At 57.2% G+C, this 23642-nt stretch carries 19 protein-coding genes and 1 riboswitch; of the genes, 8 read left to right on the top strand and 11 right to left on the bottom strand.

What is annotated here, in order from left to right:
* Nucleotides 1-205 precede the first annotated feature (205 nt).
* On the top strand, nucleotides 206-3841 hold the full coding sequence (gene metH, locus EGO56_RS17965; protein WP_420371903.1) for a methionine synthase: 3636 nt from the start codon (nucleotides 206-208) through the stop codon (nucleotides 3839-3841).
* Nucleotides 3842-4161: 320 nt separating this feature from the next.
* Here metH and EGO56_RS17960 read toward each other — a convergent pair whose 3' ends face one another.
* The 5 genes from EGO56_RS17960 to pgi all read right to left on the bottom strand — a co-directional run bounded on the left by EGO56_RS17960 (nucleotide 4162) and on the right by pgi (nucleotide 10306).
* Nucleotides 4162-6252 carry a YjbH domain-containing protein gene (locus tag EGO56_RS17960; RefSeq protein ID WP_135910426.1) on the bottom strand — a complete coding sequence of 697 codons (2091 nt, stop codon included), beginning with the start codon at nucleotides 6250-6252 and terminating at the stop codon, nucleotides 4162-4164.
* The gene (locus EGO56_RS17955; RefSeq protein WP_135910425.1) at nucleotides 6252-6995 is read right to left on the bottom strand and encodes a capsule biosynthesis GfcC family protein; all 744 of its coding nucleotides are present in this window, start codon (nucleotides 6993-6995) and stop codon (nucleotides 6252-6254) included. The genes EGO56_RS17960 and EGO56_RS17955 overlap by 1 nt, the downstream gene beginning before the upstream one ends.
* On the bottom strand, nucleotides 6992-7639 hold the full coding sequence (locus EGO56_RS17950) for a YjbF family lipoprotein (protein ID WP_135910424.1): 648 nt from the start codon (nucleotides 7637-7639) through the stop codon (nucleotides 6992-6994). The genes EGO56_RS17955 and EGO56_RS17950 overlap by 4 nt, the downstream gene beginning before the upstream one ends.
* A gap of 196 nt (nucleotides 7640-7835) precedes the next feature.
* Nucleotides 7836-8093, bottom strand: a complete 258-nt coding sequence (yjbE, locus tag EGO56_RS17945; protein ID WP_013359757.1) for an exopolysaccharide production protein YjbE — start codon at nucleotides 8091-8093, stop codon at nucleotides 7836-7838.
* 566 nt (nucleotides 8094-8659) lie between these two features.
* On the bottom strand, nucleotides 8660-10306 hold the full coding sequence (pgi, locus tag EGO56_RS17940) for a glucose-6-phosphate isomerase (protein WP_135910423.1): 1647 nt from the start codon (nucleotides 10304-10306) through the stop codon (nucleotides 8660-8662).
* 391 nt (nucleotides 10307-10697) lie between these two features.
* Nucleotides 10698-10890: riboswitch (Lysine riboswitch) on the top strand.
* Nucleotides 10891-11003: 113 nt separating this feature from the next.
* On the opposite strand from pgi, the gene lysC reads away from it, so the two are divergent.
* The 3 genes from lysC (at nucleotide 11004) to panS (ending at nucleotide 14389) form a co-directional block, all read left to right on the top strand.
* Nucleotides 11004-12356, top strand: a complete 1353-nt coding sequence (gene lysC / locus EGO56_RS17935; RefSeq protein ID WP_033734867.1) for a lysine-sensitive aspartokinase 3 — start codon at nucleotides 11004-11006, stop codon at nucleotides 12354-12356.
* A 239-nt stretch (nucleotides 12357-12595) separates the two neighbouring features.
* Nucleotides 12596-13288 (top strand): aquaporin Z, encoded by a 693-nt coding sequence (aqpZ, locus tag EGO56_RS17930; RefSeq protein ID WP_013359761.1) that lies wholly within the window; start codon nucleotides 12596-12598, stop codon nucleotides 13286-13288.
* A gap of 183 nt (nucleotides 13289-13471) precedes the next feature.
* Nucleotides 13472-14389 carry a ketopantoate/pantoate/pantothenate transporter PanS gene (gene panS, locus EGO56_RS17925; RefSeq protein WP_003855809.1) on the top strand — a complete coding sequence of 306 codons (918 nt, stop codon included), beginning with the start codon at nucleotides 13472-13474 and terminating at the stop codon, nucleotides 14387-14389.
* A gap of 86 nt (nucleotides 14390-14475) precedes the next feature.
* Here panS and EGO56_RS17920 read toward each other — a convergent pair whose 3' ends face one another.
* The 6 genes from EGO56_RS17920 to EGO56_RS17895 form a co-directional block, all read right to left on the bottom strand.
* Nucleotides 14476-16101 (bottom strand): Na/Pi cotransporter family protein, encoded by a 1626-nt coding sequence (locus EGO56_RS17920; RefSeq protein WP_013359762.1) that lies wholly within the window; start codon nucleotides 16099-16101, stop codon nucleotides 14476-14478.
* A gap of 110 nt (nucleotides 16102-16211) precedes the next feature.
* Nucleotides 16212-17204: an ABC transporter ATP-binding protein gene (locus tag EGO56_RS17915; protein ID WP_033734868.1), complete on the bottom strand. Its 993-nt coding sequence runs from the start codon at nucleotides 17202-17204 to the stop codon at nucleotides 16212-16214.
* Nucleotides 17205-17206: 2 nt separating this feature from the next.
* A complete protein-coding gene (locus EGO56_RS17910) occupies nucleotides 17207-17992 on the bottom strand; it encodes an ABC transporter permease (protein WP_135910422.1) in 786 nt (261 codons plus the stop codon).
* Between the two features lie 11 nt (nucleotides 17993-18003).
* A complete protein-coding gene (locus tag EGO56_RS17905; RefSeq protein ID WP_135910421.1) occupies nucleotides 18004-18849 on the bottom strand; it encodes an ABC transporter permease in 846 nt (281 codons plus the stop codon).
* A complete protein-coding gene (locus EGO56_RS17900; RefSeq protein ID WP_135910420.1) occupies nucleotides 18846-19658 on the bottom strand; it encodes an alkaline phosphatase family protein in 813 nt (270 codons plus the stop codon). The genes EGO56_RS17905 and EGO56_RS17900 overlap by 4 nt, the downstream gene beginning before the upstream one ends.
* Nucleotides 19659-19678: 20 nt before the next feature.
* Nucleotides 19679-20740, bottom strand: coding sequence for an ABC transporter substrate-binding protein (locus EGO56_RS17895; protein ID WP_095706367.1), 1062 nt, complete (start codon nucleotides 20738-20740; stop codon nucleotides 19679-19681).
* A 206-nt stretch (nucleotides 20741-20946) separates the two neighbouring features.
* Here EGO56_RS17895 and EGO56_RS17890 point away from each other — a divergent pair, with 206 nt between their 5' ends.
* The 4 genes from EGO56_RS17890 (at nucleotide 20947) to ubiA (ending at nucleotide 23628) form a co-directional block, all read left to right on the top strand.
* On the top strand, nucleotides 20947-21654 hold the full coding sequence (locus EGO56_RS17890) for a UTRA domain-containing protein (protein WP_185948866.1): 708 nt from the start codon (nucleotides 20947-20949) through the stop codon (nucleotides 21652-21654).
* A 69-nt stretch (nucleotides 21655-21723) separates the two neighbouring features.
* Complete coding sequence (psiE, locus tag EGO56_RS17885) at nucleotides 21724-22134, top strand: phosphate-starvation-inducible protein PsiE (protein WP_013359769.1); 411 nt, start codon at nucleotides 21724-21726, stop codon at nucleotides 22132-22134.
* A gap of 86 nt (nucleotides 22135-22220) precedes the next feature.
* The gene (ubiC, locus tag EGO56_RS17880) at nucleotides 22221-22733 is read left to right on the top strand and encodes a chorismate lyase (RefSeq protein WP_013359770.1); all 513 of its coding nucleotides are present in this window, start codon (nucleotides 22221-22223) and stop codon (nucleotides 22731-22733) included.
* Between the two features lie 28 nt (nucleotides 22734-22761).
* Complete coding sequence (ubiA, locus tag EGO56_RS17875; RefSeq protein WP_202604921.1) at nucleotides 22762-23628, top strand: 4-hydroxybenzoate octaprenyltransferase; 867 nt, start codon at nucleotides 22762-22764, stop codon at nucleotides 23626-23628.
* Nucleotides 23629-23642 lie beyond the last annotated feature (14 nt).

The following is a 23642-nucleotide window of genomic DNA, read 5'->3' as shown; positions in this document are numbered from 1 at the left end:
TTTTAATCACACCGTTTGCAAACGCTGGTTTTCTGGTCAGACCTGTATGGACATGACTGGAACCTGTCGCAGAAGAGGTTACTTTGTCGCCAGACAGGCTTGTGCCAGAATGAAAAACAGGGTTTTCCACCAGCAGACTGACGTGAATGGGGCAACAGTGAGCACTAAAATCGACGCGCTACATCAGCAGCTCGCACAACGCATTATGGTGTTGGATGGCGGCATGGGCACCATGATCCAGAGCTACCGGCTGGAGGAAGAGGATTATCGCGGCAGCCGTTTTGCTGACTGGCCCTGCGATCTCAAAGGCAACAACGATCTTCTGGTGCTGAGTAAACCGTCGGTGATCCGCGAGATCCACGACGCTTATCTGGCTGCCGGTGCAGATATCCTCGAAACCAACACCTTCAACGCCACGTCGATTGCGATGGCAGATTACCAGATGGAAAGCTTGTCGGCGGAGATCAATTTCGAAGCGGCCCGACTGGCGCGTGCCTGTGCCGATGCGTGGACGGCGAAAACGCCGGATCGTCCGCGTTACGTTGCGGGTGTGCTCGGCCCGACCAACCGTACCTGCTCGATCTCACCCGACGTCAACGATCCTGCTTATCGCAACGTCACCTTTAATCAACTGGTGGAAGCCTACCGTGAATCGACCCGTGCGCTGGTGGAGGGCGGTGCTGACCTCATCATGATCGAAACGGTGTTCGATACGCTGAATGCCAAAGCGGCTGTCTATGCGGTGAAGACCGAGATGGACGCGCTGGGTGTGAAGCTGCCGCTGATGATCTCTGGCACCATCACCGACGCCTCCGGTCGGACGCTCTCCGGTCAGACTACGGAAGCGTTTTACAACTCCCTGCGTCATGCCGAACCGCTCTCTTTTGGCCTGAACTGCGCGCTGGGCCCCGATGAGCTGCGTCAGTATGTGGCGGAGCTGTCGCGCATCGCTGAAGGCTACGTGACTGCCCATCCCAACGCCGGACTGCCCAATGCCTTTGGCGAATACGATCTCGATGCAGAGCTGATGGCGCAGCAGATAGGTGAGTGGGCTACTTCGGGCTTCCTGAACATTATTGGCGGCTGCTGTGGCACTACGCCGCAACATATTGCGGCCATGGTCGCGGCGGTTGAAGGCGTCGCACCGCGTCCCTTGCCGGTGATTCCGGTGGCCTGTCTCCTCTCCGGTCTGGAGCCGCTGAACATCACCGCAGAGTCGCTGTTTGTTAACGTCGGTGAGCGCACCAACGTCACCGGCTCAGCAAAATTTAAGCGGCTGATCAAAGAAGAGAAGTACAACGACGCGCTGGAAGTGGCACTGCAGCAGGTTCAGAGCGGCGCGCAGATTATCGACATCAACATGGATGAAGGGATGCTCGACGCCGAAGCGGCGATGGTGCGGTTTCTGAATCTGATTGCGGGCGAACCCGATATTGCCCGGGTGCCGATTATGATCGACTCCTCGAAATGGGCGGTGATTGAGAAAGGGCTGCAGTGCATTCAGGGCAAAGGGATTGTGAACTCGATTTCGATGAAAGAGGGTGAAGCGGCCTTTATCCACCATGCGCGCCAGGTGCGGCGTTACGGCGCGGCGATGGTGGTCATGGCATTTGACGAAGTGGGCCAGGCAGATACCCGCGCCCGTAAAATCGAAATCTGTCGCCGCGCTTACCGGATCCTGACCGAACAGGTCGGCTTTCCGCCGGAAGATATCATTTTCGATCCCAACATCTTTGCGGTCGCCACCGGCATCGACGAGCACAACAACTACGCCATGGATTTCATCGGTGCCTGTGAAGACATCAAGCGTGAACTGCCTCATGCGCTGATCTCCGGCGGCGTATCCAACGTGTCGTTTTCATTCCGTGGCAACGATCCGGTGCGTGAAGCGATACATGCGGTGTTTCTCTACTACGCCATCCGTAACGGCATGGATATGGGCATCGTTAACGCAGGCCAGCTGGCCATCTATGACGATCTGCCGGCAGAACTGCGCGAGGCGGTGGAGGATGTGATCCTCAACCGACGGGATGATGGCACCGAGCGGCTGCTGGCGCTGGCGGAGAAATACCGTGGCGGCAAAAGTGATGGCGCGCAGGACAAGCAGCTCGCCGAGTGGCGCAGCTGGGACGTGGTGAAGCGGCTCGAATATTCGCTGGTCAAAGGCATCACGGAGTTCATTGAGCAGGATACCGAAGAGGCGCGCCAGCAGGTGCCCCGTCCGATAGAGGTGATTGAGGGGCCGCTGATGTCCGGAATGAACGTGGTCGGCGACCTGTTCGGCGAAGGAAAAATGTTCCTGCCGCAGGTAGTGAAATCGGCGCGCGTGATGAAGCAGGCAGTGGCGTATCTGGAGCCGTTTATCGAAGCCAGCAAAGAGGCGGGGCGCAGCAACGGTAAAATCGTGCTGGCTACCGTCAAAGGCGACGTGCATGACATCGGCAAGAATATCGTCGGCGTGGTGCTGCAGTGTAATAACTACGAAATTATCGACCTTGGCGTGATGGTGCCGGGCGAGAAAATCCTCAAAACGGCGCGTGAAGTGAAGGCGGACATCATCGGCCTGTCTGGCCTGATTACGCCGTCGCTGGATGAGATGGTCAATATGGCGAAAGAGATGGAGCGGCAGGGCTTTACCTTACCGCTGCTGATTGGCGGCGCGACCACTTCGAAGGCACATACTGCCGTCAAAATTGAACAGCACTACAGCGGCCCGACGGTCTATGTGCAGAACGCCTCTCGCACCGTTGGCGTGGTGTCGTCGCTGCTTTCCGCCACGCTGAAAGACGACTTCGTTGCCCGAACCCGCAAAGAGTATGAGACCGTGCGCATCCAGCATGCACGTAAAAAGCCACGCACGCCGCCGGTCTCGCTGCAGGCGGCGCGCGATAACGCCACGTCGATTGACTGGGAAAGCTACACGCCGCCGGTGCCGCATCGCGCTGATGTCAGTCAGGTGGAGGCCAGTATTGCGACGCTACGCAACTACATCGACTGGACGCCGTTCTTTATGACCTGGTCGCTGGCGGGTAAATATCCCCGCATTCTTGAGGATGAGGTGGTGGGTGAAGAGGCACAGCGTCTGTTTGCCGATGCCAGTGCGATGCTCGACAGATTAAGTGAGGAGTCGCTGCTGAAGCCGCGTGGCGTGGTCGGTATTTTCCCGGCTAACCGGGTTGGCGATGATATCCATATTTACCGCGACGAGCGACGCGATGAAATATTGTGTGTGAGTCATCACTTACGTCAGCAGACCGAGAAAACCGACTTCGCCAACTACTGTCTGGCGGATTTCGTTGCCCCGAAGTCAGCGGGAAAAGCGGATTACCTTGGCGCGTTCGCGGTGACCGGCGGACTGGAAGAGGATGCACTGGCGGAGGCCTATGATCGTCAGCACGATGACTACAACAAGATCATGGTCAAAGCGCTGGCGGACCGTCTGGCGGAAGCTTTTGCTGAATACCTGCACGAGCGGGTGCGTAAGGTGATCTGGGGCTTTGCGCCCAACGAAAACCTCAGCAATGAAGAGCTGATTCGGGAGAATTATCAGGGGATACGTCCGGCGCCAGGCTATCCGGCCTGCCCGGATCACACTGAAAAAGCTGCCATCTGGCGTCTGCTGGCGGTTGAAGAGCAGACCGGCATGAAACTGACCGAATCCTTTGCCATGTGGCCGGGTGCGGCGGTGTCCGGCTGGTATTTCAGCCATCCTGACAGCCGCTATTTCGCCGTGGCGCAGATTCAGCGTGATCAGGTGGAGGATTATGCGGCACGTAAAGGAATATCGGTCACAGAGGTGGAGCGCTGGCTGGCACCGAATCTCGGCTACGATGCGGATTAAATAAAAAAGCGGCCAGAGGGCCGCTTGAAGGGAGGGGAATCAACTCGGGACCTGTCAGCTGTGATATCGAGCCAGCGCAGGAAACACGGTCAGATTCACCCTGTTTCGGCTTTTTTCAGCGGTCTGAAGCGTTCAGATGGTCGCCTGAAACGCGCCGGAGTCAAAGCGATGGGAGCAAACGCCCGGAGTAAAGCATCGCGGGCCAGGGATGGCCCGCGCTGAGCATGCCACGGATGGCGTTTTTGCGTCTTTACGCAGGGCGTTTGCTCCCTGAGCCTGCTTCTGTAAACAGCATGAAGCGGCCCGGAGGCCGCCTCTGCTTAGTTGAAGCGAGCGTCGCGATCCGACGTCAGATCATACAGCTGGTACTTACGTCCCAGCATCTGACCGCCATCACGCGTCAGCGGCACCCAGTTCACCTGCGCGCGACCGCGTGTTGGCGTCACGGTGAACAGATCCATCGGGATAGAGATATAGAAGCCTTTGGTGAAGTCGCCTTCGCCATACTCTTCAGACGACACGTTGGTTTTGGTGGCATAAACACCGACCATCACGCCGCTGTCGAAGCGCTTCGACACATCGACCGTCACGCCTTTATCTTTTGCCAGATACTGACCGACGCTGGTTTTCACCAGCACATCCTGCATGAACCACGGACGCCAGTAACCCGTAAGGTTGCCGGTTGACGCTTTGTAGCGGTTAAACTGCATCATATTGTCCCAGTCACGCTGACGGACGTAGTTGGCATCGACGCCCACCGCCCAGTTCGCATCGACCGGACGATAAAGCAACTCGCCGCCCACGCCACCGTACATCGTCTCCAGATAGCCGCCGTAGACCTGACCATAGAAGCCGTTACCGAGGTGGCCCATATAGTTCGCCTGCAGATCGTTAACGTAAACGTTGTTCTCAACGTAGTCGCGGATATGGGTACGCACGCGCGGCAGCGATGAGTCCGCCGGTGCGCCGTTGTAGTTGAACTTATCGTAGTTGTTGGCGAGGTTACCAAACAGACTGCCGCCCACCAGCAGGTGATCCGTCAGCCAGTAATCCGCGCTGGCCATCACGCCAACCTGATACATGTAGAAGCTTTCCGGGCCGCCCACCGACTGGTTCAGCACCGGTGACAGGCTGTAGTTCAGGCGATCCTGGCGGATAAACATCCCCTGCTCGGTGTTGCCCGGATCGACCGGTTCTTTGCGGGTCTGTTGCAGCGGCTGTTCGTGGCCCAGCGGGTAGCCTTCCAGATCGTTACGCAGACTGGCAACTTTCGTTTCAGTGGTCACCTGCGGCATGTTAAAGCGCGACTCGGTCACATTGATGGTGTCGATGCCGTCCGGCAGGTGGTTCATGATGATGCGGTTAGTGCGATCTACCCCTTCACGGGTATCACGATACTTCGTCTGCTCGCCTGACACATACAACGTGTGGCCCTGAGTCTGAATCCGCGGACCATCAAGACCGGCGTTGTATTTCAGATCGGTCAGCTGAGTCCCGACTACCGTCGGTTCCAGCAACTGAGGCTGCGGCTGCGGATTGTAGGCCGGCTTCTCGCTGTCGATGTGCGCCTGACGCAGATCGTTGAAGTTGGTACGGATGGTGACACCAAACATAAAGGTGTTGCCGCGCTCGTAGCTGGCGTTGATATCAGCCCAGTCGGTCACACGATAAATCGCGCCGACGTTGAGCTTGCTGCGCTGATCAAGGCGGCCAGCAAAGTCATTCTGGTAGTCGTTGCCCTCATACTCCATCTTGAGACGCAGCGGCTGCCAGGGCGTCTGATATTCCACGCCGCCGAAAAATGCTGTCGGACCGTGGAACATCTGCGAGCCATTGATGGAACCCGCTTCGCCCACCCGTGGACGCTGGCAATAGCTGTCGCTATAGGAGCAGAACGGGTTCTTCACGGTGCCGCTGTTGCCGAGATAGCCCCAGCCGAGGCCCAGGGTGAAGTCGAACGGTCCCCAGGCTTTGGTTCCCACCACATATTCACTGTCAAACAGGCCGGTACCGCCAAGATCGCGCGTTCCCACCGCCACTTCCGGCAGCCAGAAGCCTTCCTGCCACAGACGCAGTTTCAGGTCGAAGGCTTTATCTTTATAGCTCTGCGTGCCGCTGAACTCGGAGACCGCACTGTACTGCCGGGTGCGCACGTCGGTATAACGCACGGTAGTTTCCAGCCAGGGAAAGAGCTGCAGTGATGCAGAGTAATAGCGGTACTGATCGTTGTCGCGCGCGTTAAGGCTGAACTCGCCTTCTCTGGACATGCGCGCCGTCGGCACCTGCATCAGGCCCACACCACCGAAATCAGATTGTGACGGGCCCACCGGCGCGGGGAAGGTGTCGGCCTGCGCCTGACAGGCTGCCGCCACGGAAACAGCCAACAGGCTGAAGAGATAACGTTTTTTCATCAGTCTGGTATCCGGTGAGTCAGTACGGAAAGAATGCGATCGTTCAGATCTTCATAGCTGCCTGGCAGGCTCCATGAGGAAAAGCCGAGCCAGATAACGCTGCCTGGCTCCACTTCCGCGTGGCGATGATTCCAGTAAGCAACCGGCACCTGCTGTGTGGCGCCGGAAGGCGCAATCACCGTGACAAAATTGCGTTCTGCGCCGGAGAGTGACGGGTGACCCTCCAGATAGTCGCGTACTGATTTACCCGGCTGCCAGCTCACTTTGCCTGCGCCGCTTAATGCGCCGAGCAGCAGCACTGAATCGGATGGCGTCTGCAGCCAGAGGTCATAGCTGCCTTCCAGCCGACGGTTATCCGCCGGATGGAGACGGATCCAGTCCGGGTCAAGCGGGGTGAACTGGCGACCTGTCACGTTGATGGCGCTCAGCTGGCGGATGACCTCATCAATGGCCGCCGCCCGATCACCGCTGCTGTCAGCACGCCAGGCACGTAACGCGCCCAGCGTCTGTTGATATTGCTGCTGTGCGACGGCGCTGGCACCGCGCTCGGCAATAACGGTACGGCGCCAGTCCGTGTTGGCCTGCAGCGGAGGCAGTGTCACCAGCTGTGAGAGATCCGCGATCTGGCTCAGCTCAGCCTGACCGCCGTTGTGCGGTGCATGAACGATAACCTGCGCAGTCGCCTGCGCTTCTGCGGCGCTGAGCAGGCTCAGCCCGGCCAGCAAAATAGTGATGTTTTTCATGATTTCGCCGGCTTCAGAATAGTGATATCGACAGGGAAGGCATCGGCCGCCAGCATCTGATGGGCCTGCACCACATCACCGCTGCTGTTGTCGATCCAGAAGGTGTTTTCCCACTCGCGGTTACTGCTGTCGATGCTTACCTGCTCATGCCAGACACGGCACGGGATACGGTTGCCCGCCACGGTCAGCACTTCGTCGGTGCCGCGCTGGAAGGTAGAGCGCACGGTCGCGCCGCGAACCTTGCCCTGCTCGGTCCACTGCACGATGCGGGTCCAGCCTGCGCCATTGCTGATATGCAGGCTGTCAGCAAGCGGATCCTGTTGCAGATTGCTGACGCTCAGCAGGTTATCCGGTAAGCCCAGGGTTTTAACCAGGCGGCCGTGCTGGGTCACCAGCATCGCCTGATCCTGCGTCACCCATTTCTGCTGCCCCTTCTCGTTGTAGCCCAGCACCACAAAAATGCGCGGACCGTTATTCAGACGAGCATAGAGACTGGCATAGGGAAGATTGTTGACCTGTTGATCGGTGACGTTCACGTCATCCGGACCGTTAACCGCGAGCAGCAGGGTCTGTTCAAGACCTTTTTGCGTTTGTGTACAGGCCTGCAGCAGCAGGCAAGCGAGCAGCAGAGGAAGTCGGCGCACTGTGTGTCCCTGATAAGTCATGCCAAAGTAAAAAATAACCACACAGGCGTGTGGTTATGTTTAAAGGTGCTCTGCCCGTCACGGCTGGCTGCAGAGATACAGGTTACAAGGCTCAGCGTCATCACTTAACGAAGTCAGTGATTCAGCCTCGGCCCGTTTGCTGCACATCAGCAATCAGACGGGAGTCGGGCATCCATCAACGAGTGGTGCTCGTCGTGGTCGTGGTTGTTGTACCGGTATTTGCGCCGTCACCACCGCCAGAAGCAGCAATGCCGAGCCCGACCAGCGCGCCAAGTGCGCCGATACCCACAGCCGTGGACGTGCCAGCAGAGATTGCTCCCGCCTGCGCGCCAGCTGCAGTACCTGCTTCACCTGCTTCCTGCGGCGCAGCAAATGCGCTGGAAGAAGCGGCAACGAGGATCAGGGCTGCACCGGCAACCATAGTTTTTTTCATAACAACGTTTCCTGCATTGAGTGAATGAAGGATCTCTGACCGGCGACAAGGGCAATACAGACAGGCTGCAACCAGAGCGACGGACAGTCCCATTGCGGGCGCGTTCATTATAGGGCAACAAAATATCAGAGTTCAGTGCCATAAAAACCAGGGCAAATAGCGGGGTGATTGCGTGATTTAATCAGCTGGATTGGGGATAACTACTTTTTAAATCGGAGTTTTTCCGGTTGATACCCTATATTTCGCTACGGGTGAGGTAATTGCAAAGCGGAATGTTCTTTTTTAGTTATATCTGGTACGGAATAAGAATAATCAGAATTTACTCAGAAGGGCTTAAATTAAATATGACGATAAATCAACAGCTAACCCTGCGTACCGCCTGTTTTCAGATCCATTTTATACTGGATTCCACTCTGTTTTGTCGCCAGATGTTCAGAATTATCTTAGGGTATTTTAAGACTTTTCCCGCGCTGGCGTGAATGACAGAATCGATAATCAGGTCATCCGGATGGAAAAAGAGACAAAAAAAGGGCGGCAACGTTGCCGCCCGATGAAATTAACGCCGATTAACGCCAGGATTTATAGCGGTTAATTAAGGCATTAGTGGAACTGTCATGAGAGGTAATTTCGTCCTCATTTTCCAGTTCCGGCAGAATACGGTTCGCCAGCTGCTTACCTAATTCCACACCCCACTGATCAAAGGTGAAGATATTCAGGATGGCACCCTGCGTGAAGATTTTGTGCTCATACAGCGCAATCAGCGCGCCCAGGCTGTACGGCGTAATCTCACGCAGCAGGATGGAGTTAGTCGGGCGATTACCTTCAAACACCTTGAACGGCACAATGTGGGCCACAGATTCTGCAGATTTGCCGGCATCGGTAAACTCTTTCTCCACGACGTCGCGTGACTTACCAAACGCCAGCGCTTCGGTCTGGGCAAAGAAGTTAGAGAGCAGCTTCGGATGGTGGTCCGCCAGCGCGTTATGAGTAATAGCCGGCGCAATAAAGTCACACGGAACCAGTTTGGTACCCTGATGGATCAGCTGATAAAACGCATGCTGACCGTTAGTGCCGGGTTCGCCCCAGATAATAGGGCCCGTCTGGTAGTCCACCGGGTGACCGTCGCGATCCACATACTTGCCGTTTGACTCCATATTTCCCTGCTGGAAATAGGCGGCAAAGCGGTGCATGTACTGGTCGTAAGGCAGAATCGCTTCGGTTTCGGCACCAAAGAAATTGTTGTACCAGATGCCAATCAGCGCCAGCAGCACCGGCAGGTTCTGCTCAGCCGGGGTGGAGGCGAAGTGCTGGTCCATGGCATGTGCGCCACTCAGCAGCTGCTCGAAGTTATCGAAACCAATCGAGAGAATGATCGACAGGCCGATCGCTGACCACAGTGAATAGCGGCCGCCAACCCAGTCCCAGAATTCAAACATGTTATTGGTGTCGATACCGAATTCACCCACCGCTTTGGCATTGGTCGACAGTGCAGCAAAGTGTTTCGCTACATGCTGCTGAGCGCCTGCGGTTTTCAGGAACCAGTCACGCGCGCTGTGGGCGTTGGTCATGGTTTCCTGAGTCGTGAAGGTCTTCGATGCAACCAGGAACAGGGTGGTTTCCGGGCTGAGATCTTTCAGCGTTTCGGCGATGTGGGTGCCGTCAACGTTGGAGACAAAATGCATATTCAGATGGTTTTTGTACGGGCGCAGCGCTTCCGTCACCATAAACGGGCCAAGGTCGGAGCCGCCGATACCGATGTTCACTACGTCGGTGATCGCTTTACCGGTATAGCCTTTCCATTCGCCGCTGATGATGCGCTCTGAGAAGCCTTTCATCTTGTCCAGCACGGCATTGACCTCTGGCATCACATCTTTGCCATCCACCAGAATCGGCGTGTTACTCCGGTTACGCAGTGCGACGTGCAGCACCGCACGATCTTCGGTGCGGTTAATCTTCTCACCCGAGAACATAGACTTAATGGCACCGCTGAGATCGGTCTCTTTGGCCAGCGCCTGTAACTTATCGAGGGTTTCCTGGGTGATGCGGTTTTTGGAGAAATCCACCAGCATCTGATCATCAAAGGTGGCAGAGAATTTGGCAAAACGATCGGCATCCTGAGCGAACAGATCGGCAATTTCTACCGATTTCATCTGCTCAAAATGCTGTTGCAGCGCTTTCCAGGCTGCGGTTTGTGTCGGATTGATATTTTTCATGGCAACACTCTTGTTGATATTAAGAACCGTCATTCCATCGGAGGCACATCATGCCCGTTTAGCGTTTCAGTATGACCACACTTGTAACTGAAAGGAAAAATTTTGTCAGCGCACGCCGCGCAGGCGAGGTGAACGCTGCGATCTGACGTCAGCATTCACTGGCGCGAACAGCCTGCGGATGGCAGCAGTATCACGCGCTAAAGTGTGACGCGAAAGTCTGCGCAAAACGTTGTGCCGTGTCAGGGATTGTTGCAGGGGCTGAACCCATTAAGCACTGTAGCCGCTGCGGCGCAGGGTCATTTGTTTTCTGATGCGGCTCTCCGGCCATCGCTGACATTGACAGCAGGTCCAGAAAAGGCTAGATCTATGCGCCTACTTGCGCACCTGTGTGCAAGCCAGAAGAGGCGCGTCGCCCAGGCAGTGTGTTGGAGGAACCGTATCCGGTGAAAACACATCATGGGGAGCGACGCCGAGGTGGGTCAGCACGCGGTGTGTTGCCTGTCGGCTACAGGGGCTGAATCCTCTGGGTTGTCACCAGAAACGTCTGCAGTCGACGTTTTGCAAGGTGGGGCGCTTCTGGGTGACTCGTCTATCCGATCTTGTCCGCCCGTTTCTGCTCTTTCCTTGTGCCTGGCTGAAAGCATGTTTCTCGACCCTTTCATCGGCGAGAACAAGATAACCTGACACGAGGTCCTACATGTCTCAAACTCTGATAGTGGCAAAATTTGGCGGCACCAGCGTAGCCGATTTTGAAGCGATGAACCGCAGCGCCGATGTGGTGTTGCAGGACGCCAGCACGCGTCTGGTGGTGCTCTCTGCCTCGGCAGGCATTACCAATCTTCTGGTTGCGCTGGCTGAAGGCCAGCAGGCACCCCAGCGCGCTGCTCTGCTTGATGATATCCGCCGTATCCAGTACGCCATCGTCGATCGCCTGCAGCGTCCGGACGTGATCCGCGATGAAATCGATCGGATGATCGACAATATCAGCATGCTCTCAGAAGCTGCGTCACTCGCCACCTCAAATGCCCTGACCGATGAACTGGTCAGCCACGGCGAGCTGATGTCTTCACTGCTGTTTGTTGAAATTCTGCGTGAACGTCAGGTGAATGCAGAGTGGTTTGATGTTCGCAAAGTGATGCGCACCGACGATCATTTTGGCCGGGCAGTCCCGGATGTTCAGGTGCTGGCGGAGCAGGCGACGGCGCAGTTGCAGCCGCGCATTGAGCAGGCGCTGGTGATTACCCAGGGCTTCATCGGCAGTGAAAGCGAAGGGCGTACCACCACTTTAGGGCGTGGCGGCAGTGATTACACCGCCGCGCTGCTGGGCGAAGCGCTGAATGCGGCGCGAGTCGATATCTGGACGGATGTGCCGGGTATCTATACCACCGATCCACGCGTGGTGCCGACGGCGAAGCGTATTGATGAAATCACCTTCGAAGAAGCCGCTGAGATGGCGACGTTTGGTGCCAAAGTATTGCATCCGGCAACACTGCTGCCCGCCGTGCGCCGGGGTATTCCGGTCTTCGTCGGTTCCAGCAAGGATCCGGCCGCGGGCGGCACCCGCGTCTGCAACGAAACCCGCAATCCGCCGCTGTTCCGGGCGCTGGCGTTACGTCGTAAGCAGACGCTGTTAACGCTGCACAGCCTTAACATGCTGCATACGTTTGGTTTCCTCGCCGAACTGTTTAACATTCTGGCGCGTCATAACGTCTCCGTTGACCTGATCACCACCTCCGAAGTGAGCGTGGCGCTGACGCTGGACACCACCGGCTCAACCTCGACCAGCGCCAGTCTGCTGACCCAGGCGCTGCTGACTGAACTCTCGTCGCTGTGCCGGGTAGAGGTGGAGGAAGATCTGGCGCTGGTGGCGATTATCGGCAATGAGCTGTCAAAAGCCTGCGGTGTCGGCAAAGAGGTGTTTGGTGTGCTCGACCCGTTCAATCTGCGGATGATTTGCTATGGGGCCAGCAGCTACAATCTCTGCTTCCTGGTGCCGGGCAACGATGCGGAAAGCGTAGTCCGTACGCTGCACCGCAATCTGTTCGAGTAAATTTATCTGCTGTTCAGGCCGCGTCTGCGCGGCCTGAACAGCGGCAAAAAAACTTCACTTCGTCTGATCCTCCGCTGGTTTCCTTCTTCCAGATAATTCAATTAATCCAACGTCTTATTGCCCACTATTGCCAAATGGCAACCCCTTTCTTTGCGCATTTCGTGTACCGGCGTTGCGCTCCCTTTCCTCAGATTTATAATCCCGCCGCTGAATCAATTCACCCAAATTTAGGAAATATCATGAAAAGGTTAGTCGCAGAGGCGCTGGGGACTTTTGTACTGGTCGCAGGCGGTTGTGGTAGTGCCGTACTGTCAGCGGCGTTCCCGGAACTCGGCATTGGCTTCATGGGCGTCGCGCTGGCTTTTGGTCTGAGCGTACTGGTCATGGCGTATGCGGTCGGTCATATCTCGGGCGGTCATTTTAATCCGGCGGTCACTCTGGGATTAGTGGCAGGCGGACGTTTCTCCGCCTCGCAGGCCATTCCTTACATCATCGCGCAACTGGTGGGCGGCATTGCTGCTGGCGCGGTGCTTTATCTGATCGCCAGCGGTAAAGGCGACTTCAGCGCAGCGGCCAGCGGCTTTGCGGCGAACGGCTACGGCGAACACTCGCCGGGCGGCTTCAGTTTGCAGGCAGGCATGATCACTGAGGTCGTGATGACGGCTATCTTCCTGATTGTGATCATGGGCGCGACCAGCGAACGCGCGCCAAAAGGCTTTGCGCCGATCGCGATTGGTCTCGCGTTAACCCTGATCCATCTGATCAGCATTCCGGTGACTAACACTTCTGTTAACCCGGCACGCAGCACCGCAGCAGCCCTCTTCCAGGGTGACTGGGCGATCGCTCAGCTGTGGATGTTCTGGTTGATGCCGATTATCGGTGCCGTGATTGGTGGTTTGATCTACCGCGGTTTAGAGGATAAAGCAGCGTAATTTCGTCGATATTCAGCGGATCGGCAGCAGTCGATCCGCATTTTCCTGCCTCGCCCCATCTTCGCCTTACGCCATGATAATGAAGTGTTATGATCCCGGCCTCGTCACGGCAGTCGTTCCTGCATGATGACGCTCTATGGCAAATCTGCACTAAACATAACATTCTTATAAGGAAGTCTGGCTATGCTCGCCACGTTAACCCGCCTGTTCCCGCTCTGGGCCGTGCTGCTGTCTGTCGCCGCTTATTACTCTCCAGGTACCTTTCTTGGCATCGGACCCTGGGTCACTTATCTGCTGATGCTGATTATGTTCGGCATGGGCGTGACCCTGAATATCGACGATTTCAAACGGGTGCTGACCCGGCCTGCGCCGGTGATTGCCGGCACTTTTCTGCACTATCTGGTGATGCCGTTAGCCGCCTGGGGGCTGGCAAAACTGTTTCATATGCCGCCCGATCTGGCCGCCGGTATGATTCTGGTCGGCTCAGTTGCCAGCGGCACCGCCAGCAACGTGATGATCTATCTGGCCAAAGGCGATGTGGCGCTGTCGGTAACCATTTCTTCCGTCTCTGCGCTGGTGGGCGTGTTCGCTACGCCGCTGTTAACCCGCTTTTATGTCGATACCCACATTCAGGTTGATGTGGTGGGCATGCTGCTGAGCATCGTGAAGATCGTCGTGATCCCGATTAGTCTTGGACTGATCATTCATCACAGCATGAACAGCGTGGTTCGCCGGGTGGAGCCGTGGTTGCCTGCGTTTTCGATGGTCTGCATTCTGCTGATCATCAGCGCGGTAGTGGCGGGCAGTCAGGGCTTTATCGGATCGGTGGGTCTGATGGTGATCGCGGCGGTGATCCTGCATAACGCGATTGGTCTGCTTGGCGGTTACTGGGGCGGCAAACTGTTTGGCTTTGATGAGTCAACCTGCCGTACGCTGGCGCTGGAGGTCGGCATGCAGAACTCCGGTCTGGCGGCGACGCTGGGCAAACTCTACTTCTCGCCGCTGGCGGCATTGCCGGGCGCGCTGTTCTCGGTGTGGCATAACCTGTCAGGTTCGCTGCTGGCGGGTTACTGGTCCGGAAAGCCGATTAAGAAGAAGTAACCGTGGCGGCGCATTATTGCGATGCGCCGCTTCTCACTGCTGTTGCGCCGGACGAGTGCTCCGGCGTAACTGTCTGTTCACACCCCTTATTCATAATCCCGTTCATCGTCGGGCTGGTCCAGCACGGTATAGGCCACGCTGCAGAACAGGGAATTCAGGCGCTTCATGTCGCCGAGTAAACCGAGGTGCAGCGAGCTGGTTTCAATGCTCTGCACATTCTGCTGATGCAGGCGATCAACGTGGGCGTGAGAGTAGCGACGAATCATCAGGCGGAAGCGATGTTTCGCGCGGCGCAGACGTCTGGCGCTGGTGACATCGTGCGACAGAAAGACTGACAGACTCATTCTGAGGTTGGCGATCAGCAGTTCCTGCAGTTCCTGCAGCTCCTTTAATCCCTCGGCAGAAAACGCGCGGCCCGCTGCCAGCGACTTGTCAGCGACATCGCCGCTCATCCGCTCAATAATGTCACCGGCCTGCTCCAGATTCAGCGACATCTCAATAATTTCGCCCCAGCGGCGCGAATCCTCTTCGGGCAAATCCTCTTTGGGCATCCGCGCCAGATAGAGTTTGATGGCGGTATAGAGCACATCGACATCATCATCCAGCCGACGCACTGTGCGCTCCTCGCGGGACTCACCATGCACGACTTTATTAAACGCCTCCAGCATCTGTTCCAGCACGTCACCCATGCGCAGCGCTTCGCGGGCGGCATTCACCAGCGCCAGCGCCGGGGTATCCAGCGCGCTGCGATCGAGATGCTTTGGCTTAAGCTGCAGCGCGTTGTCGACGTCGTCGGCAATGAGTCGACGGCAGAGGCGCGCCATCAGATCAGCAAACGGCACCATCGCCACGCAGCGGATCAGGTTGTAAAACACATGGAAGAAAATCACTAACTCTTCATCGTTGACCGGCAGCTTATCGAGCCAGGTCGCCACAATATCGACAAACGGCAGGATCAGGACGCAGCCAATGAACTTGAACAGCAGGCTGCCGAGCGCAACGCGCTTACCGGCGGCATTCGAGCCGCTGGCGTTGATCATCGCCAGCAGGCCGCTACCGAGATTGGCACCAATCACCAGACAGAGCGCGACCTTGAACGAAATCACGCCGGTGGCAGTCAGTGTCGCGGTGATCAGCACTGCAGCCAGGCTGGAGTAACTGATAATGGCGAACACCGCGCCCAGCAGTGCATCGAGCATCACGTCGCCGGTCAGGCTGGAGAAGAGTACCTGCACGCCCGCGGCCTGAGTAATCGGACGCGCCGCTTCGACAATCAGCTGCAGCGCCAGCAATATCAGGCCCAGGCCGATACTGGCACGGCCTAACTGACCGGCGCGGGTCTGCTTGCGGCTGAGGAAGAACACCACACCAAAGAAGATAAACAGCGGTGAGAGCCAGGAGAGGTCAAAGGTCAGGATACGCGCCATGATGGCGGTACCGACATCCGCGCCCAGGATCACCACCAGCGCAGGCGTCAGGCTGACCAGATTCTGTGCCACAAACGAGGTGACCAGCAACGTTGTGGCATTGCTGCTCTGTACCAGCGTAGTCACGCCGAGACCCGCCAGAAACGCCATTGGTTTTTTTTCTATACTGCGGCTCAGCACGCGGCGCAGATCGGCACCGTAAACCCGCATGATGCCGGTTCGCACAATATGTGTGCCCCAGACCAGCAGGGCCACTGCAGAAAGCAGATTAAGCAGAGTTAACACGGGGTATCGCTCCTCGTTTGTCAGGCTTCAAACAGCACAGACTGCCAGCCTGACAGCAAGAGCAATCTGTGAAGGGGATTGCCGTGCTATGCGTGATTTTTTCCTGTGTTTTAAGCCACCTGGCGCAAAGTCGACAGCTCTAATTGTAGACCAATCTGCCTGCCAGCGGGGTGCAAATCCGCCGCCGATCGGTTAAGCACATCGACCGAAAGCTCCACGTCATGCGCCCGGATACGGTAGCGGATGACGTTGCCCAGCAGGCTGTGGCTGAGGATTTCCGCAGGAATACCCTGGCCCGGCGCGGTAAACAGCATCGATTCCGGGCGAATGGCGACCTGGCTGTGGAAAGGCTGGCCGGTCAGCCGCGTCGCCTGCTCGGCACTCAGCAGGTTGTAGTTGCCAATAAATCCGGCGGCAAAGAGATCGACCGGCTGGGTATAGAGCGCTTCGGCATCGCCGTTCTGCACGATTTTGCCCCGGTTCATCAGCACAATGCGGTCGGAGAGCGTCAGCGCCTCCTCCTGATCGTGGGTGACGAAGAGAGTGGTGAGATTCAGCTCGCGCTGAATGCGCCGGATTTGATCGCGCAGATGGCGACGGATGCGCGCATCCAGCGCCGACAGCGGCTCATCCAGCAGCAGCAGACGCGGACGCGTCACCAGCGAACGCGCCAGCGCCACGCGCTGACACTGGCCGCCTGACAGCTGATGCGGATAACGACGCGCATAGTCACTGAGTTCCACCAGTTCCAGCACCTCCAGCACCCTCTGGCGGATTTGTGCCTCGGGCAGCTTCTGCATCTTCAGGCCAAACGCGACGTTCTTCTCCACCGTCATGTTGGGAAACAGCGCATAGCTCTGGAACACCATGCCGATGGCGCGTTTCTGCGGGGCCAGCGGCACGATATCCTTGCCCTCCAGCCTGATTTCACCGCTGTCGACGCCGGTTAATCCCGCCAGACAGCGCAGCAGCGTCGATTTGCCGCAGCCGCTGGGGCCGAGCAGGGTGACAAACTCTCCTTCGGCGGCGCTGAAATCGATCTGCTCGAAAATCGGCGTCGGTCCATAGGACTTGTTCAGCTCTCTGACCTCAAGGTAACTCATATTCAGCCTCGTTCAGGATTCAGGGCGTTGGCCAGCCAGGTGACCAGCAGCACCACAAAGAAGTAGGAGATCACCAGCGCGCTGGTGAAGTGACCGCTGCCGTTGCGCATATTGAACAGGTAAACCTGCAGGGTTTCATAGCGGTTGCCGACCAGCAGGTTAGCGAAGACAAACTCACCAATCAGAAAGGAGAACGAGAGCAGCACGGCAATCAGCATCCCCTTGCGCAGGTTAGGCAGCACCACCCACAGCGCCGCCTGCCAGGTGCTGGCACCCAGCAGCTGTGCAGCATCAATCAGCTCTTTAAGGTTGATCGCCTGCATATTGTTCGCCAGCGCCCGATAGATAAAGGGCAGTGCGATGGTGAAGTAGCAGCCGATTAAAATCCACGGGGTGCCGGTCAGCATCAGCGGTGACGAAGAGTAGAGCTGAAGTAATCCCACGGATGAAACCACCGGCGGCACGGCAAAAGGCATCAGGATCAGGATGTTCATCACCGCATCCAGTCGGGGAAAGTAGTAAGCGATTACAAACATGGCAGGCAGCACCAGCACCAGCGAGAAGAGCAGCGCACCAAAGCAAATCAGCAGCGAATGGCCCAGCGCCGTCAGAAAACGTGGATCGCTCCAGAGCTGGATGAACCACTTCAGGCTGTAGCCCTGCGGCAGAATGGTATTGCTCCAGTCGGACGAAATTGCATAGAGCAGCGTCGCCAGCAACGGCAGCGCCAGCAGAGTAAAGAGTAACCCGACCATGATCCGGTGATAGAGATGCTCAGCACGTGACATGACGGCTCCTTTCATGGCTGTTTCGCATTGAGATAGCTGCGGCGCACCAGATACTGTTGCACCAGGGTGATCAGCGCCATGATTGCCACCAGCAGCATCGCCAGCGCGCTGCCGGTGTTGGGATCGAGCGAAATATCACCGGAGACCAGCGCGGCGATGCGCACCGGCACCACGTTGAAATTACCGGTGGTCAGCGCATAAATCGTGGCGTAAGCGCCCAGCGCATTCGCCAGCAGGATCACAAAGGTTCCGAGCAGCGCCGGGAACAGAATCGGCAGAGCGATGTGCCAGACGTAGCGCCAGCGGCTGGCACCCAGCAGCGCAGCAGACTCCTGCCACTCTTTTTTCAGCCCGTCGAACGCCGGGTAGAGCAGCAATACGCCCAGCGGGATCTGGAACCAGGTGTAGACCAGCACCATGCCGTTGCGCGAGAAGAGTCGGAAGCTCTCAATCACACCATAATGGCGCAGCAGCAGCGTCAGGCAGCCGTTCAGCCCCAGCAGAATCACAAAGGCAAACGCCAGCGGGACACCGGCAAAGTTGCTGGTCATGTTGGTAAAAGAGATAAGGAAGCGCTGCAGTCGCCCGCCGCCGAGCTGATGCAGCGAATAGCCGGTGATGAGCGCAATCAGCAGTCCCCAGACGCTGGACCAGAGCGAGATATCCAGTGAGAAGCGAAATGCCTGCTGATAGAACGGTGAGGTGAGGATGTCGTGATAGTTATCCCAGCCCCACTGGCTGTTCATCTCACTCCAGAAGCTGTTGATGGCGATCCACAGCAGCGGGGCCAGCTGAAAGGCGACCCAGAACAGGGTGAAAGGCAACAGCAGCAGCAGTGCGAATACTTTTCCCTTCATCTTTGCGGCTCCGCCAGCATCCCGCGACAGACCGGCTTGTCATGGGCCACTTCCAGCAGTTCACACAGCGTGCCGCACAGATCGGTCTGCTGCGGCGCAAGGTCAGGCTGCAGCGAGAAAGCGTGGCCAAAGACAAACAGCGGCACCGTGGTCTCCTCCGGCAGAATTCCGCCGTGGGAGCGATCGTCATTCATGCCGTGATCGGCCGTCACCATCACCTGGTAGCCTTCGGCCAGCCACAGCGGCATCCACTGCGACAGCAGGCCGTCAGCGATGCGCGCCCGGTTGCGGTACTGCGGCGAGGAGAGCCCCGACTTATGACCGGCATCGTCGATATTCATCGGGTGGATTAGCAGGAAATCGGGATCGTGTCGCAGCCGCAGGCTCTCTGCATCTTCGAACAGATGTGAGTCGGGATAGCTATCGTCAGAATAAAAATGGCCGTACTGAATCGGCAGGTCCGGCGCGTCGGTGTGACGATCGCGCGCCGGAACGAACGGTGTGCGGTTATAAAGCTCACTCACCCAGTGGTAGGCCGCCGCCGCTGTCGTCAGCCCTGCCGCGCGCGCAAAGTGAAATACGCTGCGTTCGCGACTTAACCGGCTGACGCCATTATGAATAATGCCGCTTCTCACCGGCGGAACGCCGGTCAGAATGCACTCATAAAGCGGGCGCGACAGCGACGGTAATTCACAGGTCATACGGTAATAGAACCCGTTGCCCTGCGAACACTCGGCATGCAGGTAACCCATTGCATGTTGTGCGACCTGATTGCTCAGTCCGTCCAGTACCACCAGGATGGTCTTCATTCCGTTCTCCCTGCCGCGAATTACTGCTGCATGTTGATGATGACGTTTTCCTGCCACAGGCGCGGCAGCATTTTCGACGATTTATCCCAGGCAGCCTGATCCTTAACCGGACGGGCATTTTTATATTCGGACTGCGGCAACAGGCGAGCCTGAACGTCCGCTGGCAGAGTCAGATGCTCGGCACGAATCGGGCGGGCATAGCCCTTCGCCAGATTGATCTGTCCCTGATCTGAGAAGATATATTCGCGCGTCAGTTTTGCGGCGGCTGGGTGTTTCGCATATTTGTTGATGATAGTGGTGTAGCCGGAGGTGACGGAGCCGTCAGACGGGATCACTACTTCGTAGCGATTTTTGTCGATCTGGTCACGGTAGTTCAGGGCGTTAAAGTCCCATACCACCGCCATCTGTACTTCGCCTTTTTCGATGTTGGCAATGACCGGATCGGTCACGCCAAGACGACCCTGTTTTGCCAGATCGGCAAAGAACGCCAGCGCCGGTTTCAGGTTCTTTTCATCGCCGCCTAAGGCGTAGTTTGCAGCCAGTACGCCATTGGCCGCCTGAGCTGCCACGCCGACGTCGCCGATAGTAACCACATACTTACCTTTCTTCAGATCGGCCCAGCTGTGGGGAATATCTTTCACCTGCTGCTTGTCGATAAGAAAGGCAATGGTGCCGGTGTAGGCCAGCGCCCAGTGTCCGTCTTTATCTTTGGCCCAGGCCGGAATCTGATCCCAGTGCGTCGGTTTGTAGGGCTGAGTTACCCCTTTGGCGACGGCGATCGGGCCAAAGGCGGCGCCCACGTCACCGATATCAGCGCTGGCGTTCTCTTTCTCTGCATCGAATTTCGCCAGCTCCTGCGCCGATGACATATCGGTATCGCTGTGCTTAAGGCCATATTTGCTGCTGATGTCGTTCCAGGTATCTTTCCAGTTGGCCCAGCTATCCGGCATCCCGACGCTGTTGACCTGACCTTCACTGCGTGCGGCTTTTTCGAGTGCGGCGAGGTCGTTATCGGCGGCCTGCGCAACGGGCAGGGTGAGGACTACAGCACTGGCTACTACAGAGGCGATAAACGCTTTCATCTCAGTTGCTCCGGGTGTAAGTTGATGGGCCTGGCTGGTCTAGTCCAGCAAGAACCGAGCCAATGTAGCCCCTCTATATGAACGATTTATGACAAGGCGGCGCGGTGCGGGGAAGGGACGACAAAAGACGCGGCCCGTTCGCCCACCTCAGGCGCGTTTACCTGAACAGTAAGAGTGCGAAGTCGCACCAAAATGAGGCTACTGTTGTGGAGTCGATAGCACTCAAAACGGCAGATGCAATTGCCAGCGCACTGCTGACGCGCATCCAGGCCGGTGAGTTCAGCGGCGGGCGACTGCCAGCGGAACGTGCCTTAAGCGAAGCGTTCAGCACCACGCGGATTACCCTGCGGGAAGCGCTGGGCAAGCTGGAGGCCCAGGGGATGATCTACCGGGAGCTGCGTCGCGGCTGGTTTATCGCGCCACCACGTCTGATTTACAACCCGCTGCATCACAGCCACTTTCATGCCATGGCGAGGGAGCAGGGACGGCAGGCGACCACGGAGGTGATCGCTGCTGAGCAGGTCGCAGCGCACGACAGCGTAGCGACCGCGCTGCGGCTGGCTCCCGGTTCGGCGGTTTACTGCATCCGCCGCCTGCGCCGCATTGATGGGCGCGCGGTGCTCTATGTAGAACACTACCTCAATCCGCGTTTTTTCCCTGGCCTGCTCGATGAAGATCTGACCCGCTCCCTGACCGATCTCTATGACCAGCGCTACGGTATTCGCTACGGCGGCGCGCGCTTCACGATTCTGCCCGGCCCGTTGCCGGAGATTGCTGCACCTACGCTGAATGTCGCGCCGGGCAGCCCCGGTTTGCTGATCACCCGTATCAACCGCAATCAGCAAAAAGAGGTGATTGATTGCGACTGTGAATACTGGCGGTACGACGCGCTCTGTGTGGATGTGGAAGCGTAGGGTTATTGTGATTTGCATCACACTCACGCATGATGTTGCGCGCTAATAACTCCTTTTTAAAGGCGCAACATGAGTGACAAAAATCCTTTGGCCCGCCACCTTGCAACGGTACTGCAATGGGTGCTGAATCTGGGTCTGCTGAGTCTGGCGATCATCCTGATCGTCTTTTTAGGCAAAGAGACTATTCATCTGGCAAACGTCCTGTTTAACACCGGTGAGCAGGCCTCTTCTTACCTGCTGATTGAGGGAATTGTTATCTATTTCCTCTACTTCGAATTTATTGCCCTGATTGTTAAGTACTTTCAGTCGGGCTATCACTTTCCCCTGCGCTACTTTGTCTATATCGGTATCACGGCCATTATCCGCCTGATTATCGTCGACCATAAAAATCCCTTCGATACCCTCTGCTACTCAGCGGCGATTCTGATTCTGGTGGTCACGCTGTGGCTGGCCAACAGTAACCGGCTGAAACGCGAGTAATCCCCCTGCCGTCTGACACGACGGCAGGTGTTCGCATCGCCGCTCTGCGCTAAACTAGCGTCCTGAAAATTATCGGGAGTGGTGCCATGTCGCAAGACGCACTCAGCTTATTACGTTCGCTCAACTGGCTTTCTCCGTCGCAGGCCACCCTTGCGCCGCCCTTGCTCGACTGGCTGATGGAGGAGGATTCGATGACGCGCCGCTTCGAGCAGCACTGTCAGCGGGTCACGGTTCAGCCGCTGCGTGAAGGCTTTATCGACGCCAGCGAGTTGGGTGAGGAAAGGGCGTTGTTGCCAGACGATGAACGCTTCTGGCTGCGCGAAGTGCTGCTGTCCGGCGACGATCAGCCCTGGCTGGCTGGCCGCACGCTGGTGCCGGAAAGCACCCTTAACGGGCCAGAGGCAATGCTGCAACAGCTCGGCACCCGTCCTCTGGGGCGCTATCTTTTTTCGTCGTCGACGCTGACCCGCGATTTTATTGAGCCGGGGCAGGTGGAAGGATTGTGGGGACGGCGGTCCCGTCTGCGTCTCTCCGGCAAACCGCTGCTGCTGACTGAACTGTTTTTACCGGCATCGCCGCTCTATCGCGATCTGGTCTGAGGATTTTGTGGTGCAAACGAGCTTAAGTATGAATAAATGGCGGGCCTACGCTCGCCTGATGCGTATCGACAAACCGATCGGGACGCTGCTGCTGATGTGGCCCACGCTCTGGGCATTATGGCTGGCTGACATGGCGATCCCGCCACTGCCGGTGCTGGTGGTATTCGTTGCCGGGGTATTTGTGATGCGCGCGGCGGGTTGTGTGATCAATGACTACGCCGACCGTAAAGTTGATGGTCATGTGGAGCGTACGAAGCACCGGCCACTGGCCAGCGGCGCGGTGAGTGCAAAAGAGGCGAAGCTGCTGTTCGTGATTCTGGCGCTGATAGCTTTTGCGCTGGTGCTGACCATGAACCTGATGACGATAATGCTCTCCGTCGTAGGACTGGCGCTGGCCTGGGTTTATCCCTTTATGAAGCGCTACACCCACCTGCCGCAGGTGGTGCTGGGGGCCGCGTTTGGCTGGGCGATTCCGATGGCCTGGTCCGCAGTTAGTGAGTCCTTACCTCTGGTGTGCTGGCTGGTGTTTATTGCCAACATTTGCTGGACGGTCGCTTACGACACCCAGTATGCGATGGTCGATCGGGATGATGACCTGAAGATTGGCGTGAAGTCGACGGCAATTTTATTTGGCCGTTTTGACAAGCTGATTATCGGGCTGCTGCAACTGGCAACCCTGCTGCTGATGGCGCTGGTGGGCATGATGCTGCATCTGAACGGCGCCTTCTACTGGACGCTGCTGCTGGCGGCTGCGCTGTTTGTTTATCAGCAGAAGCTGATCGCCGGGCGCGAACGCCAGCCCTGTTTCCAGGCTTTCCTGAATAACAATTATGTCGGGATGGTGCTGTTCCTTGGCGTACTGATGAATACGCCGCCGTTCAGTCAGCTGTTCTGACAGAGCGTTTTGGG

This window comes from Pantoea vagans (assembly GCF_004792415.1).
In the GTDB taxonomy this organism is placed as follows: Bacteria; Pseudomonadota; Gammaproteobacteria; order Enterobacterales; family Enterobacteriaceae; genus Pantoea; species Pantoea vagans.
Note: the sequence above shows the minus strand (reverse complement) of the source record. Positions and strands in the feature narration are given on the sequence as shown.